Origin of the sequence: Saccharothrix sp. NPDC042600 (assembly GCF_040647305.1) — a bacterium.
Lineage (GTDB): Bacteria > Actinomycetota > Actinomycetes > Mycobacteriales > Pseudonocardiaceae > Actinosynnema > Actinosynnema mutabilis.
Map to the genome: position 1 here is coordinate 14,318 of NZ_JBEZBW010000038.1, position 15,429 is coordinate 29,746.

Annotated in this window: 10 protein-coding genes; 9 read left to right on the forward strand and 1 reads right to left on the reverse strand. The window is 72.6% G+C overall.

Annotation, left to right across the window (positions count from 1 at the left end; genetic code table 11):
- On the reverse strand, positions 1–2,388 hold the full coding sequence (locus tag AB0A74_RS22490) for a DEAD/DEAH box helicase (RefSeq protein ID WP_358252248.1): 2,388 nt from the start codon (positions 2,386–2,388) through the stop codon (positions 1–3).
- 207 nt (positions 2,389–2,595) lie between these two features.
- Here AB0A74_RS22490 and AB0A74_RS22495 point away from each other — a divergent pair, with 207 nt between their 5' ends.
- The 9 genes from AB0A74_RS22495 (at position 2,596) to AB0A74_RS22535 (ending at position 15,404) form a co-directional block, all read left to right on the forward strand.
- Positions 2,596–4,908 (forward strand): sodium-translocating pyrophosphatase, encoded by a 2,313-nt coding sequence (locus tag AB0A74_RS22495; protein WP_358252179.1) that lies wholly within the window; start codon positions 2,596–2,598, stop codon positions 4,906–4,908.
- A 110-nt stretch (positions 4,909–5,018) separates the two neighbouring features.
- Positions 5,019–5,594, forward strand: a complete 576-nt coding sequence (locus AB0A74_RS22500; RefSeq protein ID WP_358252250.1) for a hypothetical protein — start codon at positions 5,019–5,021, stop codon at positions 5,592–5,594.
- A gap of 46 nt (positions 5,595–5,640) precedes the next feature.
- On the forward strand, positions 5,641–6,240 hold the full coding sequence (locus tag AB0A74_RS22505) for a hypothetical protein (protein WP_358252181.1): 600 nt from the start codon (positions 5,641–5,643) through the stop codon (positions 6,238–6,240).
- A gap of 73 nt (positions 6,241–6,313) precedes the next feature.
- A complete protein-coding gene (locus AB0A74_RS22510; RefSeq protein ID WP_358252183.1) occupies positions 6,314–6,973 on the forward strand; it encodes a hypothetical protein in 660 nt (219 codons plus the stop codon).
- 126 nt (positions 6,974–7,099) lie between these two features.
- A complete protein-coding gene (topA, locus tag AB0A74_RS22515) occupies positions 7,100–9,862 on the forward strand; it encodes a type I DNA topoisomerase (protein WP_358252184.1) in 2,763 nt (920 codons plus the stop codon).
- Positions 9,863–9,877: 15 nt separating this feature from the next.
- Positions 9,878–10,618 carry a hypothetical protein gene (locus AB0A74_RS22520; protein ID WP_358252186.1) on the forward strand — a complete coding sequence of 247 codons (741 nt, stop codon included), beginning with the start codon at positions 9,878–9,880 and terminating at the stop codon, positions 10,616–10,618.
- Between the two features lie 120 nt (positions 10,619–10,738).
- Positions 10,739–12,703, forward strand: coding sequence for an MFS transporter (locus AB0A74_RS22525; protein ID WP_358252187.1), 1,965 nt, complete (start codon positions 10,739–10,741; stop codon positions 12,701–12,703).
- Between the two features lie 22 nt (positions 12,704–12,725).
- Complete coding sequence (locus AB0A74_RS22530; protein WP_358252189.1) at positions 12,726–13,922, forward strand: DNA polymerase III subunit delta'; 1,197 nt, start codon at positions 12,726–12,728, stop codon at positions 13,920–13,922.
- Between the two features lie 141 nt (positions 13,923–14,063).
- Positions 14,064–15,404, forward strand: a complete 1,341-nt coding sequence (locus AB0A74_RS22535; RefSeq protein ID WP_358252191.1) for a glycoside hydrolase family 88 protein — start codon at positions 14,064–14,066, stop codon at positions 15,402–15,404.
- The last annotated feature ends 25 nt before the right edge of the window (positions 15,405–15,429 follow it).

Sequence of the window (15,429 nt, forward strand, 5' to 3'; positions counted from 1 at the left end):
CTACGACCCTTCGACCCGGCCGTGCCGGACGTCGTGAGCTTTCGCCCCGACGACCCCGAGCACGACGTCCAGCACGGCCAACCCGCCCGCCTTGTCCAGCGGATCGTTGCCGTTCCCGCACTTCGGCGACTGCACGCAGGACGGGCATCCGGCCGGGCACGTGCAAGCAGCGATGGCCTCCCTCGTAGCGGCCAACCACGGGACCACCGCGGCGAAACCGCGGTCGGCGAATCCGGCTCCGCCCGGATGACCGTCGTGCACGAACACCGTCGCCTCCCCGGTGTCCTGGTGCAGCGCGGTCGAGACGCCGCCGATGTCCCAACGGTCGCACGTAGCGAACAGGGGTAGCAGGCCGATCGCCGCGTGCTCGGCGGCGTGTAGTGCGCCGGGGACGCGCGCCGGTTCCAGACCGGCGCCCCCCGGCCCACTACCCAGCAGCTCCGCGTCGACCGTGTACCAGACCGCCCGCGTCCGCAGCGTCTGCGTGGGCATGTCCAGCGCCACCGCGTCGATCACCTGGCCCGACGGCAGTTTCCGCAGGTAGCCCACCACCTGCGAGGTCACCTCGACCTCCCCCAGGTTGACCGTGACTCCCTCGTAGGCCCTCGACTCCAGCGTCCGCACGACGGCGATGTCCTTGGTGTCCCGAGCGGTGGTGGACCACTCCGGCTTCTCCGCGTGGACCAGCGCGATGCCGCTCTCCAGGTCCAACCGGTCCACCACGTACGACTCGCCCTGGTGCAGGTACACCGCCCCGTCGTGCACCGTCCAGCACGCCGCGCCCGGGTCCACGGTGCCGAGCATCCGGCCCGTCTCGCCCTCGACCACCACCACCTGCTCGCCGCCCGACCCCCGGATGTCGACGTCCGCGTGCGGCCGGTCGTGGGACGTCCAGTACCACCCGTTCGGCCGACGTCGCAGCACCTTTCGGGCGACCATGTCGTCCAGCACCGCCACCGCCGCCTCCCCGCCGAACGGCTCCAGCGCGTCGGGCGTCAACGGCAGCTCCGCCGCCGCGCACGCCAGGTGCGGCTCCAGCACGTACGGGTTGGTCGGGTCCAGCACGGTCGCCTCGACGGGCTTCTCCAACACGGCCGCCGGGTTGTGCACCAGGTAGGTGTCCAACGGGTCGTCGCGCGCCACGAACACCACCAACGCGTCGGTGTCACCGGTCCGCCCGGCCCGCCCCGCCTGCTGCCAGAACGACGCCAACGTCCCCGGGAACCCGGCCACCACCACGGCGTCCAGGCCGACGATGTCCACGCCGAGCTCCAGCGCGTTGGTCGACGCGACCCCGAGCAGCTCGCCCGACGACAGCGCCCGCTCCAGGGCCCGGCGCTCCTCCGGCAGGTAGCCGCCGCGATAGGCCGCCACCCGCTCCGACAGCTCCGGATCCACCTCCGCCAACTGCCGCCGCGCCCCGATCGCCGTCAGCTCCGCCCCGATCCGCGACCGCACGAACGCCAACGACCGCGCGCCCTCGACCACCAGGTCCGCCAGGATCCGCGCCGTCTCCGCGCCCGCCGACCGCCGCACCGGCGCGCCGTTCTCACCCTCCAACTCCTCCAGCAACGGCGGTTCCCACAGCGCCACCGTCCGCGCCGCCCGCGGCGACCCGTCCTCCGTCACCGCCGCGCACCGAACCCCGGCCAGGCGGGAAGCCGAAGTGGCCGGGTCGGCCACCGTGGCCGACGCCAGGATGAACACCGGGTCCGCGCCGTACCGCTGCGCCACCCTCCGCAACCGGCGCAGCAGCAGCGCCACGTGCGAGCCGAAAACTCCCCGGTACGAGTGACATTCGTCCACCACGACGTAGGAAAGCTTCCGGAAGAACCGCATCCACCGCGAGTGGTTCGGCAACACGCCCCGGTGCAGCATGTCGGGGTTGGTGAACACCCAATTGGCGTGCGCCCGAACCCAGTCGCGTTCCGCCATCGGCGTGTCCCCGTCGAACGACGCCGCCCGCACCCCCTCGACGCCCAACGCCTCCACCGACCGGAGTTGGTCCGCACCCAAAGCCTTCGTGGGGGACAGGTACAGAGCTGTTGCCTTCGGGTCGTTGTGAACGGCCGTCAACACGGGCAATTGGTATGCCAGCGACTTCCCCGAAGCCGTCCCCGTCGCGAGCACGACGTGGGAACCGCCCCACGCCAGCGAGGCCGCCTCGGCCTGGTGCCGCCACGGTTCCACGACCCCGCGCTCCACCAGCGCCTTTACCACATCCGGAGCGGCCCAAGACGGCCAGGGAACGGTGTCCGCGGGCCTCCGGGCCAGGTCGGCGGTGTGCGTGAGGGGCGATTCGCCGGCCGGAACCCCGGCGAGGACCCGGTCCAGCAGTCGACGTGCCTGGTTCGCCACGAGGCGCAGCTTCGCACACCCCACCGACATCACGGTTGCTTCCTGCGCCGATAACGGTGTGTGCACGGATCGGGACGCGGTGTCAGAAGCTTGCGCGCTATGAATAGACTCCGCCGCTATCGCATCCAATGAGGGATGCGTCACGTTGTGACGGTGCCGACACCTCGCGGTGGCGCCGGTGCCGGCGCAACGCGGTGCTTCCCGCCGTTGGGCTTGGAACACTCACCAGGAGGACGGATGTCCCGGCAATTCCTCGCGGAGGGCCTTGAGCTCTCCGGAGGTGACCAGGGCCTAGTCGCCGTGGTCGCCGTGGTCGCCCTGGCTGCCCTAGCCATTGGTTACCTGCTTCTTCGGGAGGTGCTGGCCGCGGGCCAGGGCACCGCGAAGATGCAGGACATCGCCAAGGCGGTTCAAGAGGGCGCAGCGGCTTACCTCAACCGGCAGTTCCGCACGCTCGGCATCTTCGTCGTGATCGTGTTCGCACTGCTGTTCCTGCTCCCCGCCGAGGACACCGGGGAACGCATCGGCAGGTCGCTGTTCTTCATCGTGGGCGCGGCGTTCTCCGCCGTGATCGGCTACCTCGGCATGTGGCTGTCCACCCGCGCGAACGTGCGCGTGGCGGCGGCGGCGAAGGAGACGGGTGGCCGCGAGAAGGCCATGCGCATCGCCTTCCGCACCGGCGGCGTGGTCGGCATGTTCACCGTCGGCCTCGGCCTGTTCGGCGCGGCGCTGGTGGTGCTCGTCTACACCGGCCAAGCCCCGAAGGTGCTGGAGGGCTTCGGCTTCGGCGCGGCGCTGCTCGCGATGTTCATGCGGGTCGGCGGCGGCATCTTCACCAAGGCGGCGGACGTCGGCGCGGACCTCGTCGGCAAGGTGGAGCAGAACATCCCCGAGGACGACCCGCGCAACGCGGCGACCATCGCGGACAACGTCGGCGACAACGTGGGCGACTGCGCCGGCATGGCGGCCGACCTGTTCGAGTCCTACGCGGTCACCCTGGTCGCATCGCTGATCCTGGGCACCGCGGCGTTCGGCGCGCAGGGTCTGCTGTTCCCGCTGATCGTCCCGGCGATCGGTGTGCTCACGGCGGTCATCGGCGTCTACATCACCAGCGCCCGCGCCGGTGAGAACGGCCTGACGGCGATCAACCGCTCGTTCTACATCTCGGCGGTCATCTCGGCCGTCCTGTGCACGGTGGCGGCGTTCGTCTACCTGCCCAGCTCGTTCGGCGAGCTGGACGGCGTGTCCGACGCGATCAAGTCCACCTCGGGCAACCCGGCGCTGATCGCGGCCATCGCGGTGATCATCGGCATCGTCCTGGCGGGCGTCATCCTGTGGCTGACCGGCTACTTCACCGGCACCGAGCACAAGCCGGTCAAGGACGTCGGCAAGACCTCGCTGACCGGCGCGGCCACCGTGATCCTGTCCGGCATCTCGGTCGGCTTCGAGTCGGCGGTCTACACGGCGCTGGTCATCGGCGGCGCGGTGTACGGCGCGTTCCTGCTGTCCGGTTCGGTGGTCGTGGCGCTGTTCGCGGTGGCCCTGGCCGGCTGCGGCCTGCTGACCACGGTCGGCGTCATCGTCGCCATGGACACCTTCGGCCCGGTCTCGGACAACGCGCAGGGCATCGCCGAGATGTCCGGCGACGTGGACGGCGAGGGCGCGCAGATCCTCACCGAGCTGGACGCGGTGGGCAACACCACCAAGGCCATCACCAAGGGCATCGCGATCGCCACCGCCGTGCTGGCGGCGACCGCGCTGTTCGGCTCCTACCGGGACGCCATCGCGCAGGCCCTGGCGGAGGTCAAGGTCGCCGCCGAGGACCTGCCGGTGTCCTTCACCAACCTGGTGTTCTCGCCGAACGTGCTGGTCGGCATCGCGATCGGCGCGGCCGTGGTGTTCATGTTCTCCGGTCTCGCGGTCAACGCGGTGACGCGGGCGGCGGGCGCGATCGTGTTCGAGGTGCGCCGCCAGTTCCGCGACAACCCGGGCATCATGGACGGCTCGGTCAAGCCCGAGTACGGCAAGGTCGTCGACATCTGCACCAAGGACTCGCTGCGCGAGCTGGCCACGCCGGGCCTGCTGGCGGTCCTGGCCCCGATCGCGGTCGGCTTCGGCCTCGGTGTCGGCCCGCTGGCCGGCTACCTGGCGGGCGCCATCGCGACCGGCACCCTGATGGCGATCTTCCTGGCCAACTCCGGTGGCGCCTGGGACAACGCGAAGAAGCTGGTCGAGGACGGCAACCACGGCGGCAAGGGCTCCGACGCCCACGCGGCCACCGTCATCGGCGACACGGTCGGCGACCCGTTCAAGGACACCGCCGGCCCGGCCATCAACCCGCTGATCAAGGTGATGAACCTGGTTTCGGTGCTGATCGCGCCGGCCATCGTCACCTTCTCGGTGGGCGAGGCCGCGTCGGCGGGCGTCCGGTACGCCATCGCCATCGTGGCCGCCGTGATCATCGTGGCGGCGGTCGTGGTGTCGAAGCGGCGCGGCACGGCCATCGCCGAGTCGCCCGCCGAGGCCACCGTGGCCAACGGCGCGGCCTGACGGTTCGCTGGAGAAGCGGGCGTCCCCGGACGGGGGCGCCCGCTTCGGCGTGTGGAGGTGTGGTTGCGTGGGCACACTGGACCTGCCGGTGTCGAGAGGAAGTGGACGTGATGAGGTTCCGCCTGGCCGTGGTGACCGCTGCCGCCCTGCTGGCCGCGGGGTGCTCCTCGAACGGCGGCTCGCCCGAGGCCACGGGCACGTCGTCGCCCTCCGCGGACGCCGTCGCCTGGATGGACAAGGTGTGCACCGCCTCCTCGTCGTTCGCCGCGGTGGAGAAGACGCCGCCCAAGCTCGACGCGAACGACCCCGCCAAGCTGAAGGCCGACATGAGCGCCTACATGGGGCAGCTCGCGGACGCGTTCAACAAGACGGCCACCCAGTTGAAGGAGGTCGGCCCGTCACCCGTCGCGGGTGGGGACGAGCAGGTGGCCAAGATGGCCGAGACGTTCGCCGGGATCGGCAAGTCGTTCACCGACGCGAAGGCCGCCGTGGACGCGGCGGACGCCAACGACCCCGTGGGCGGGCTCCAGGCGGCCGGTGACGCCATCGCGCGGCTGGACCAGTTCGTGGAGCCGCTGAAGGCGCTGGAGGCCACGCCGGAGCTGCGGGAAGCGGCGGAACAGGCCACCTCGTGCCAGGACCTGCGCACGCTGCGGCCGTCGGTGGGCAGCACCCCGACGTCGTGAGGGAGTAGGTTGCGGCCCGTCCCATCGCCGACTCCGGGGGAACCTCGTGAAGAAGACCATCGCCGTGGCCGGTGTGCTGGCCGCGGCTCTCGTGACCGGCGCGTGCTCCGGTTCCGGGTCGAGCGGCTCCTCGACCGCGCCCCGGACCACGACCACGACCGCCGCGGCGACCGCGGACCCGGTGAAGTGGACCGGCACGTTCTGCAAGGGCATCACGCCCACCGCCGAGGCCATCGTGGAGCTGCTGAAGACCCTGCTCAGCGGCCAGTCCGACCCGGCCGCGCAGAAGGCCGCGCTGATGGCCTACGCCGAGAAGGGCGGCAAGGCGCTGTCCGACGCGGCGAAGGAGCTGGAGGGCCTGGGCGCGCCGACGGCGAGCACCAAGGCGGCGCACGACGAGGTCGTGAAGTCGTTCACCGAATCGGGCAAGGAGCTCCAGGCGGCGGGGGTCGAGCTGGCCAAGCTCGACCCGAACGACCCCGAGTTCGCGACCAAGCTGGAGCAGCTCGGCTCGGAGCAGGCGGACGTGAGCAAGCTCCAGGCGCAGGTCGACAAGCTGCGCAACGACCCGGAGCTGAGCCAGGCGTTCCAGAAGGCGCCGGAGTGCGTCGAGATGGCCGAGAAGCTCAAGGGCCTCGGCGGCTGAGGCGTTATTCCACCTTAAGATCGCCCGGTCGGGGCTAGGCGCGCCTCGAACGTGTGTTCTACGCTGCGGGGCCGTGGGGCAACTGTCCTTCTTCTCGGCCGAGGCGCGGCACCCCTGTGTCGCGGACCTGGCCGGCCTGCTCTGCGGGCCCGGCCGGGCCGTGGGGTTCGCGCGGGGACGGGCCGCCCGGATCGCCGTGCCGCTGGACGAGCGGTGGCGGGGGTCCGCGCTGGTGGCGGCCCTGGCCGAGCGGGGGGTGCAGGCGCGGGTGGCCCTCGTGCCGCCGCCGGTGGTCGAGCCGGAGCCCGCGGACCCCGAAGCGGCCGAAGTGACGGACGAGTCCGAACCGGTCGAGGAGGAGCCGCCGCCGGACGTGTGGGAGGTCGCCACGCCGTTCCGGACCGACCTCACCGGGCTGGCCGCGCAGTGGGGCGAGGGTGACGCGAAACTCGTCCCGCCGGATTTCACCCCGCACGGCGGGGTACTCCGGATGTGGGCGCTCGCGTCGGGCCGTTGGGCCGAGTCCGGGTACGTGCTGGGGCTGGACCCGTGCGCCCCCGACACGCACGAACCGCTGCAAAAGGCGTTGGCGTCCTCGGGGCTGCCGGCCACACTGCTCAAGTCCGGCGGTCCGGCGCTCCGGGTCGTCGGCAGGCGGCGGTTGGAGCGCCTCGCGGAGCTGGTCGGCCGCGCCCCGCGCGGGGTCGGCGAACGGACGTGGCCCGCCGCGTAGCGGTCCTCCTGCCGAGCGATCGGGCACAGTTGTGTCACCCTGTCCCGACCAGGGCTGCCCCGGCGGCGACACAGGACAGTGCACACTGGCGGGTCGGGACACAGTGTTCGGAGAGAGCGGGACGGCGTGGCTGGATCGACACGGGCGAGGAAGACCAACGGGGACTCGGCAGGCGGCAATCGGCGGTTGGTGATCGTCGAGTCGCCCGCCAAGGCGCGCAAGATCGCGTCCTACCTCGGCAACGGCTTCGTCGTGGAGTCATCCAAGGGACACATCCGCGACCTGCCCCGCGGCGCGGCCGACGTGCCGGCGAAGTACAAGGGCCAGCCGTGGGCGCGGCTCGGCGTGGACGTCGACCACGACTTCGAGCCCCTCTACGTCGTGACGCCGGACAAGAAGTCGACCGTCGCCGAGCTGAAGGAGCTGCTCAAGGACGTCGACGAGCTCTACCTCGCGACAGACGGCGACCGCGAGGGCGAGGCCATCGCGTGGCACCTGCTGGACACCCTGAAGCCGAAGGTCCCGGTCCGGCGGATGGTGTTCCACGAGATCACCGAGCCCGCCATCCGCGCCGCCGCCGCGAACCCCCGCGACCTGGACCAGGACCTGGTCGACGCCCAGGAGACCCGCCGCATCCTGGACCGCCTCTACGGCTACGAGGTCAGCCCCGTGCTGTGGAAGAAGGTCATGCCGAAGCTGTCGGCGGGCCGCGTGCAGTCCGTGGCGACCCGGATCGTGGTCGAGCGGGAGCGGGAGCGGATGAAGTTCGTCACCGCTTCCTACTGGGACGTGTCGGCCGTCATGGACGCCGGCGCGGACGCCACCCCGCGCACGTTCGGCGCGCGCATGGTCGCCGTGGAGGGCGTCCGCCTCGCCACCGGCCGCGACTTCGGCCCCGACGGCCGCCTCAAGGACGGCGCCGAGGTCCGCGTGCTGGACGAGGCGCAGGCCCGGTCCATCGCGGACGGCCTGGTCAACGCCCGGATGACGGTCGCCTCCGTCGAGGAGAAGCCGTACACGCGCAAGCCGTACGCGCCGTTCATGACCTCGACGTTGCAGCAGGAAGCGGGCCGCAAGCTGCGGTTCTCCGCCGACCGCACCATGCGCACGGCGCAGAAGCTGTACGAGAACGGCTACATCACCTACATGCGCACCGACAGCACCACGCTGTCGGAGACGGCCATCGCCGCCGCCCGCGCGCAGGCCACGGAGCTGTACGGCAGCCAGTACGTCTCCAAGGAACCCCGCCAGTACAACCGGAAGGTCAAGAACGCCCAGGAGGCGCACGAGGCCATCCGACCGGCCGGCGAGGTCTTCCGCACGCCCGGCCAGGTCGCCCGCGAGCTGGACTCCGACGAGTTCAAGCTCTACGAGCTGATCTGGCAGCGCACGATCGCCTCCCAGATGGCCGACGCGCGCGGCAACACGACCAGCATCCGCATCACCGGCCGGGCCGCGAGCGGGGAAGAGGTCACCTTCGCCGCGTCCGGCCGCACCATCACCTTCGCGGGCTTCCTGAAGGCCTACGTCGAGACGGTGGACGCCGAGGCGGGCGGCGAGTCCGACGACGCCGAGTCGCGGCTGCCGCAGCTGGTCAAGGACCAGGCGCTGACCGCCGCCGAGCTGTCCGCGGACGGGCACTCCACGTCCCCGCCGCCGCGGTTCACCGAAGCGAGCCTGATCAAGACGATGGAGGAGCTGGGCATCGGGCGGCCGTCCACGTACGCCTCGATCATCAGCACCATCCAGGACCGCGGCTACGTGTGGAAGAAGGGCTCCGCCCTGGTCCCGTCCTGGGTGGCGTTCGCCGTGGTCGGGCTGCTGGAGCGGCACTTCGGCCGGCTGGTGGACTACGACTTCACCGCCGCGCTGGAGGACGAGCTGGACGGCATCGCCGCCGGCCGCCAGGAGCGCACGACGTGGCTGTCCGGGTTCTACTTCGGCGGCAACGTCGGCCCCGAGTCGTCGGTGGGCCGGTCCGGCGGCCTGAAGAAGCTGGTCGGGTCGAGCGTCGAGGAGATCGACGCGCGCGAGGTCAACTCGATCCCGCTGTTCGTGGACGGCGACGGCAACACCGTCGTGGTGCGCGTCGGCCGGTACGGGCCGTACCTGGAGCGCGAGGTCGACGGGGCGTCGCAGCGGGCGAACCTGCCCGACGACCTGCCGCCCGACGAGCTGAACCGGGAGATCGCGGAGAAGCTGTTCGCGACCCCGCAGGAGGGCCGGTCGCTCGGGGTGGACCCGGTCAGCGGGCACGAGATCGTGGCCAAGGAAGGTCGCTTCGGGCCGTACGTGACCGAGGTCCTGCCGGAGGCGCCGGACGGCAAGAAGGCGCCCAAGCCGCGCACCGGGTCGCTGTTCAAGACCATGTCGCTGGAGACGGTGACGCTGGACGACGCGCTGAAGCTGCTGTCGCTGCCGCGCGTGGTGGGCAAGGACCCGGAGACCGGCGCCGAGATCACCGCGCAGAACGGCCGGTACGGGCCGTACCTGAAGAAGGGCACCGACTCGCGGTCGCTGACCAGCGAGGACCAGCTGTTCACGGTCACCCTCGACGAGGCGCTGAAGATCTACGCGGAGCCGAAGAAGCGAGGCCGGGCCGCCGCCGCGCCGCCGTTGAAGGAGCTGGGCGCGGACCCGGTGTCCGGCAAGCCGATGGTGGTCAAGGAGGGTCGGTTCGGGCCGTACGTGACCGACGGTGAGACCAACGCGTCGCTGCGCAAGTCCGACAGCGTCGAGGGGCTCAGCGACGAGCGGGCGGCCGAGCTGCTGGCGGAGAAGCGGGCGAAGGGGCCGGTGACGAAGAAGAAGACGGCCGCCAAGTCGACCGCGAAGACCGCGGCGAAGACGTCGACGCGGAAGAAGACGCCGGCCAAGTCGAAGAGCTAGCGGGATGATGCGGCGGTGGACACCTTCGGCCCGGACGACTTCGGCCCGGACGGCACGCAGGCCCCACCGCCGCCCCGCTTCTTCCCGGACCCGCTCGCGGGCCTGGTGACCGGCGAACACCTACCACCGGCCGCGGCCGGTTCGAGCACGTCCGCGGTGGGCGGTCCGGTGTCGGGGGCGGCCTCCGGCCCCCGTCTCCATGATCCCACCGGGTACCGACAATCCGACGCGCCGGCGGGTGCCGGGGAACGCCGCCCGACCGCACGCCGCACGTCCGGCCGGCCCACGCAGTCCCGCGGCTCGGCGCAACCCGGTCGGTCCGCGCAGCCGGCGCGGTCGGCGCAGTCGGGTTGGCCCGTGCAGCCGGCTCGGTCGGCGCAGTCGGGTTGGCCCGTGCAGCCGGCTCGGTCGGCGCAGCCCGGTTGGCCCGCGCAGTCCGCTCCGCTCGCGCCCTCCGGGCGTTCCGCGCAGGCGGCTCGGCCGGTGCAGCCGGTGCCGCAGGGGTGGAACACCCCACAAGCGCCGCCGCCCTCGCCCTACGCGTACCCGGTGGCCCGCCAACCGGTCCAGAACGCGCCCGCCCTCGCCGTCCCGCCCCACGCGGCGCTCCCGCAGCGAGCGCCACGACCTGCGCAGAAACCGCAGAACCAGACCGCCGGCCGGGTCGGGTGCCTGGTGGTCCTCGCGGTGCTCGGCGGGCTGCTCTTCCCGGTCGTGCGTGCGATCATCGAGGCAGTGGTCAGACTGTTCTCGTGACCGATCAACCACCCGAATGGTGGATGTGGTCATGTGACCAGACAGCCCCGGCTACCCTGATTGCCTGCACGAACGGCGGGGGTGAGCACCATCCAGGACGGCGGCGGCACAGCGGCGTCAATGAGCCACCGGATTCGCAGTGTGTTGGCGATCCGGCCGTTCCGCAGGCTGTGGGGTGTCACCTATCTGTGCAGTGTTGGTGACTGGCTGTCACTTCTCGCGTTGACCGGTCTGGTCTCGCGGCTGACCCAGAGCTACCAGTGGGAGAGCTTCGCGCTCAGCCTGGTGGTCCTCACCCAGCTCCTGCCGGGCATCCTGTTCGCCCCGCTCGGCGGCGTCCTGGCGGACCGGTTCGACCGGCGCAAGATCATGGTCGTCTGCGACCTGCTGCGCGGCGGCCTGTTCATCTCCATCGCGCTCGTCGGCACCGCCTGGTGGCTGTTCATCGCGAACTTCCTGGTCGGCTGCTGCGCGATGCTGTGGATCCCGGCCAAGGACTCGGCCGTGCCGAACCTGCTGCGCCGCCCCGACCAGGTGGAGACCGCGAACCAGCTCGGCCTGGTCATGACCTACGGCATCTCGGTCATCAGCGGCGCGGGCCTGTACTCGCTGATCTCCGGCATCCCCGGCTACCTGCACCTGCAGAACACCGACATCGAGTTCCGCATCGCCACCATCGCCGTCATGGTCAACGGCGCGCTCTACGTGACCTCGGCGATCCTGGTCGCGGTGCGCATCCCGGAGCTGTCCGGCCGCATCACCCGCGCCAAGCCGGTCAAGGGCGAGCGCGAGGGCTTCTTCGCCATGCTGCGCGACGGGCTGCGCTTCGCCGGCCGCACCCCGCTGGTCCGCGGCCTGGTCATCGGCATGATCGGCGCGTTCGCGGCGGCCGGCGCGGTGATCGGCACGGCCAAGCTCTACGCCAACTCGCTGCTCGGCGGCGACTCGACGTTCGGCCTGCTGTTCGTGGCGGTGTTCGCCGGTCTCGCGGTCGGCATGGCGGTCGCGCCGCGCGCCGCCCGCCGGATGACCTACGACCGGCTGTTCGGCGTCACCATCGTGCTGGCCGGCACGAGCCTGCTCGTGGTCGCCATCGCGCCGCACCTGTGGGTCGCGCTGATCGCCGTCGCCCTGGTCGGCGGCTGCGCCGGCATGGCGTTCCTGACCGGTCTGACGATCGTCGGCTCCAAGGTCGAGGACGCGATGCGCGGCCGGACCGTCGCGCTGATCCAGTCCCTGCTCAAGGTCGTGCTGTTCGCCGCCTCGGGCACCGCGCCGCTGCTGGTCAGCCTGATCCAGCGGCGCACGGTGACCGTGTTCGGCCACCCCATGCAGGTCGACGCCACCCGCCCGGTGCTCTTCGGCGCGGCCCTGATCGCGATCCTGCTCGGGCTCATCGCCTACCGGCAGATGGACGACCGGCGCGCCGAGCCGATCCTGTCCGACCTGCTCGCGGCCCTGCGCGGCCGGCGCCGGCGGACCGGCGGGCTGCTCATCGCCGTCGAGGGGGAGCGGCGCGCGGACACCGCCGCCCAAGCCCGGCTGCTCGCCGACGCGCTGCGCGCCGAGGGCCGCCAGGTGCTGCTGGCCTCCGACCCGGACCTGGACGAGCAGCGGCTGCGCAACCTGCTGTCCACCGCCGACCTCGCCGGGGTCCGGGCGCACGCCCTGGTCGCCGCTGCCGTGCGCGCCGACGTCGTGGAACGCGAGGTGCGGCCCGCGCTGGACGAGGGCGCGGTGGTCGTGATGGAGCGGTACGTGGACAGCCCGCTCGCCCACTTCAGCGCGGTCGGCAGCGTCGAGCCCAGCGAACTGGAGGGCCTGGTCGACTGGGCCACCGGGCGGCTGCGGCCGGACGTGACCGTGCTGCTGGACCGCACCCCGACCGCGCCGCCGGGGAAGGGCCTGGTCGAGGACCACTGGCGGGTGCAGCGGCTGCTGACCGAGATGGCGTCCGCCGACCCCGAGCGGTACGTGGTGGTGGACGCGGACGGGTCCGCCGAGGAGGTGGCCGCCCGGGTGAGCGCCGTGGTGGTGCCGCTGGTGACCCGGTCGTCCGCGCGGCCGGTGGTCGAGTCGTCGTGAGGGCTGGGTAGGTTTTCTCGCCGTGAAGGGTGTGTGGAGCGAGGTCGTCGGCCAGCCCGACGCGGTCGCCGTCCTGAGCGCCGCCGCGGAGGCCGCCGCGTCCATCGTCGCCGGTGGCACGCCCGCGCCCGGCGCCATGACCCACGCCTGGCTGTTCACCGGTCCGCCCGGCTCGGGCCGCTCGGTGACCGCCCGCGCGTTCGCCGCCGCCCTCCAGTGCACGGTGGTGGGCGACCGGCCGGGCTGCGGCGAGTGCTCCGGGTGCCACACGACCCTGGCGGGCACGCACGCCGACGTCCGCGTGGTCGCGCCCGAGGGGCTGTCGATCTCCGTGGCCGAGATGCGGTCGCTGGTGCAGGTGTCCGCGCGGCGGCCCACGTCCGGGCGGTGGCAGGTCGTGATCATCGCCGACGCCGACCGGCTGACCGAGGGCGCGGCGAACGCGCTGCTCAAGGCGGTGGAGGAACCGCCGGACCGGACCGTGTTCCTGCTGTGCGCGCCGTCCGACCACCCCGACGACGTGTCGGTGACCATCCGGTCGCGGTGCCGCATCGTGTCGTTGGGCACGCCCCGGCTGGACGCGATCGCCGAGGCGCTGCGCGAGGAGGGCGTGCCGGCCGACCAGGCGGCGTGGGCGGCGTCGGTCTCCGGCGGCCACGTCGACCGCGCGCGGCGGCTGGCGTCGGACGAGGCCGTGCGGGCGCGCCGGGAGTCCGTGCTGCGCATCCCGCTCGGCCTGCGGCGGCCGGCGGACATCTTCACCTGCGCGGACAGCCTGGTGCAGGCCGCCGAGGCGGACGCGCTGACCGCGAACGAGGCGCGCGACGAGGCCGAGCGGCACGCCCTGGAGACCGCGATGGGCGCCGGCGGCACGGGGAAGGGCACGGCGGCGGCGACGCGCGGTGCCAAGGGTGCGTTGAAGGACCTGGAGAAGCGCCAGAAGTCCCGCGCGACCCGGACCCAGCGCGACTCCCTGGACCAGGCGCTGGTGGACCTGGCCGCGTTCTACCGGGACGTGCTCGTGACGGCGACCGGCGCGCGGGCCGTGCTGAACCACCCGGACCGGGCCGAGGACGCCCGCGAGGCGGCGCGGACGTGGTCCCGCGAGTCGACGTTGCGGCGCTTGGAGGCCGTGCTGGCGTGCCGGGAGGCGCTGGAGATGAACGTGAAGCCGCGCATCGCGGTGGAAGCCATGCTCACCACCCTGCACCGCGGCTGACCAGCCGTTCCCCACCTTTCCCGGTACTCGCGCGCGACCGGAACCAGTCGCGGACCTTCCGCGTGGCGGTCACGCGCTGCCACGATGGCGTCACTCGTCGTTCGCCGCCGCGACGGGCCTCGACTCACCCTCGACGCCCGGATGGATGGTGCCGTGAACCTGACCCGCCGAACCCTGCTCACCTCGGCCCCCGCCCAGGCCGCCCCCGCCCTGGCCACTCCCGCCGCAGCCGCCCCCGCCCTGGCCGCCCCCGCCCTGGCCACTCCCGCCCTGGCCACTCCCGCCCTGGCCACTCCCGCCGCAGCCGCCCCCGCTTCCGGCGGCCCGGCTCCCTCCGCCGTCCCCGCTGGGGCTCCTCCGGCGTCAGGGGCGCGGGAAGCCCGCTTCCGCGCGGCCCTCGACCACGCCGTGGCCAAGCTCCGCTCCGTCGCGCCGCGCGTGACGTCGTTCCCGGAGGAGACCAGGTTCGAGCGCTGGACCTACGTCGACGACGGCGGCTGGGTCGGCGGCTTCTGGCCGGGCCTGCTGTGGCTGGCGCACGTGGACACCGGCGACCCCCTGTTCCGCGACCTGGCCATCGCGTCGGCCGAGCGGCTGGCTCCCCGCAAGGACCACCCCCGCGACCACGACCTGGGCTTCCTCTTCTACCCCTCCTGGGTGACGGCGTGGCGGCTCACCGGCGAGGCGAAGTGGCGCGCCGGCGCGATCAAGGCCGCCGACGGCCTGATCGCCCGCTTCAACCCCGCGGGCCGCTTCATCCGCGCGTGGGGCGCGCTCGGCACCCCGGGCAACGCCGGCCGCGCGATCATCGACACGATGATGAACCTGGACCTCCTGGCGTTCGCGACCCGGGAGACCGGCGACCCGAAGTACCTCGACACCGCCGTCGCCCACGCCAGGACCACCCGCCGGCGCTTCCTGCGCCCCGACGGTTCCACCCCGCACGTGTTCGACTTCGACCCCGCCACCGGCGCGCCCCTCGGCCCCGGCACGGTGCAGGGCTACAGCCCGACGTCGGCGTGGGCGCGCGGGCAGTCGTGGGGGCTGTACGGGTTCACGACGATGTTCCGCCGCACCGGCGACCCCGAGTTCCTCGACACCGCGTGCCGCATGGCGGACTTCGCCCTGGGCGCGCTGACGCCGGACCACGTGCCGGTGTGGGACTACCGGTCGCCGCTCGCGCCGAACGACGTCAAGGACGCCTCGGCGGGCGCGATCATGGCGTGCGGGCTGCTGGACCTGGCGCGCGCGTCCGACCGGCCGCGGTACCGCGAGTCGGCGCTGCGGATCCTCGACGCGTTGTGCCGGACGTGCCTGACCACCGCGTCGAGCCGGCACGAGGCCGTGCTGGCGCGGGGGACGCGGCACCGGCCGGCCGAGATCGGCGTCGAGGTGTCGCTGCCCTACGGCGACTACTACCTCGTCGAGGCCCTGTTGCGGGTGCTCAAGCCGGTCGAGGTCGGTCGGGCGATCGGCTTGTGAGGGCCGCCCCGCCGCCCCCGCCCCG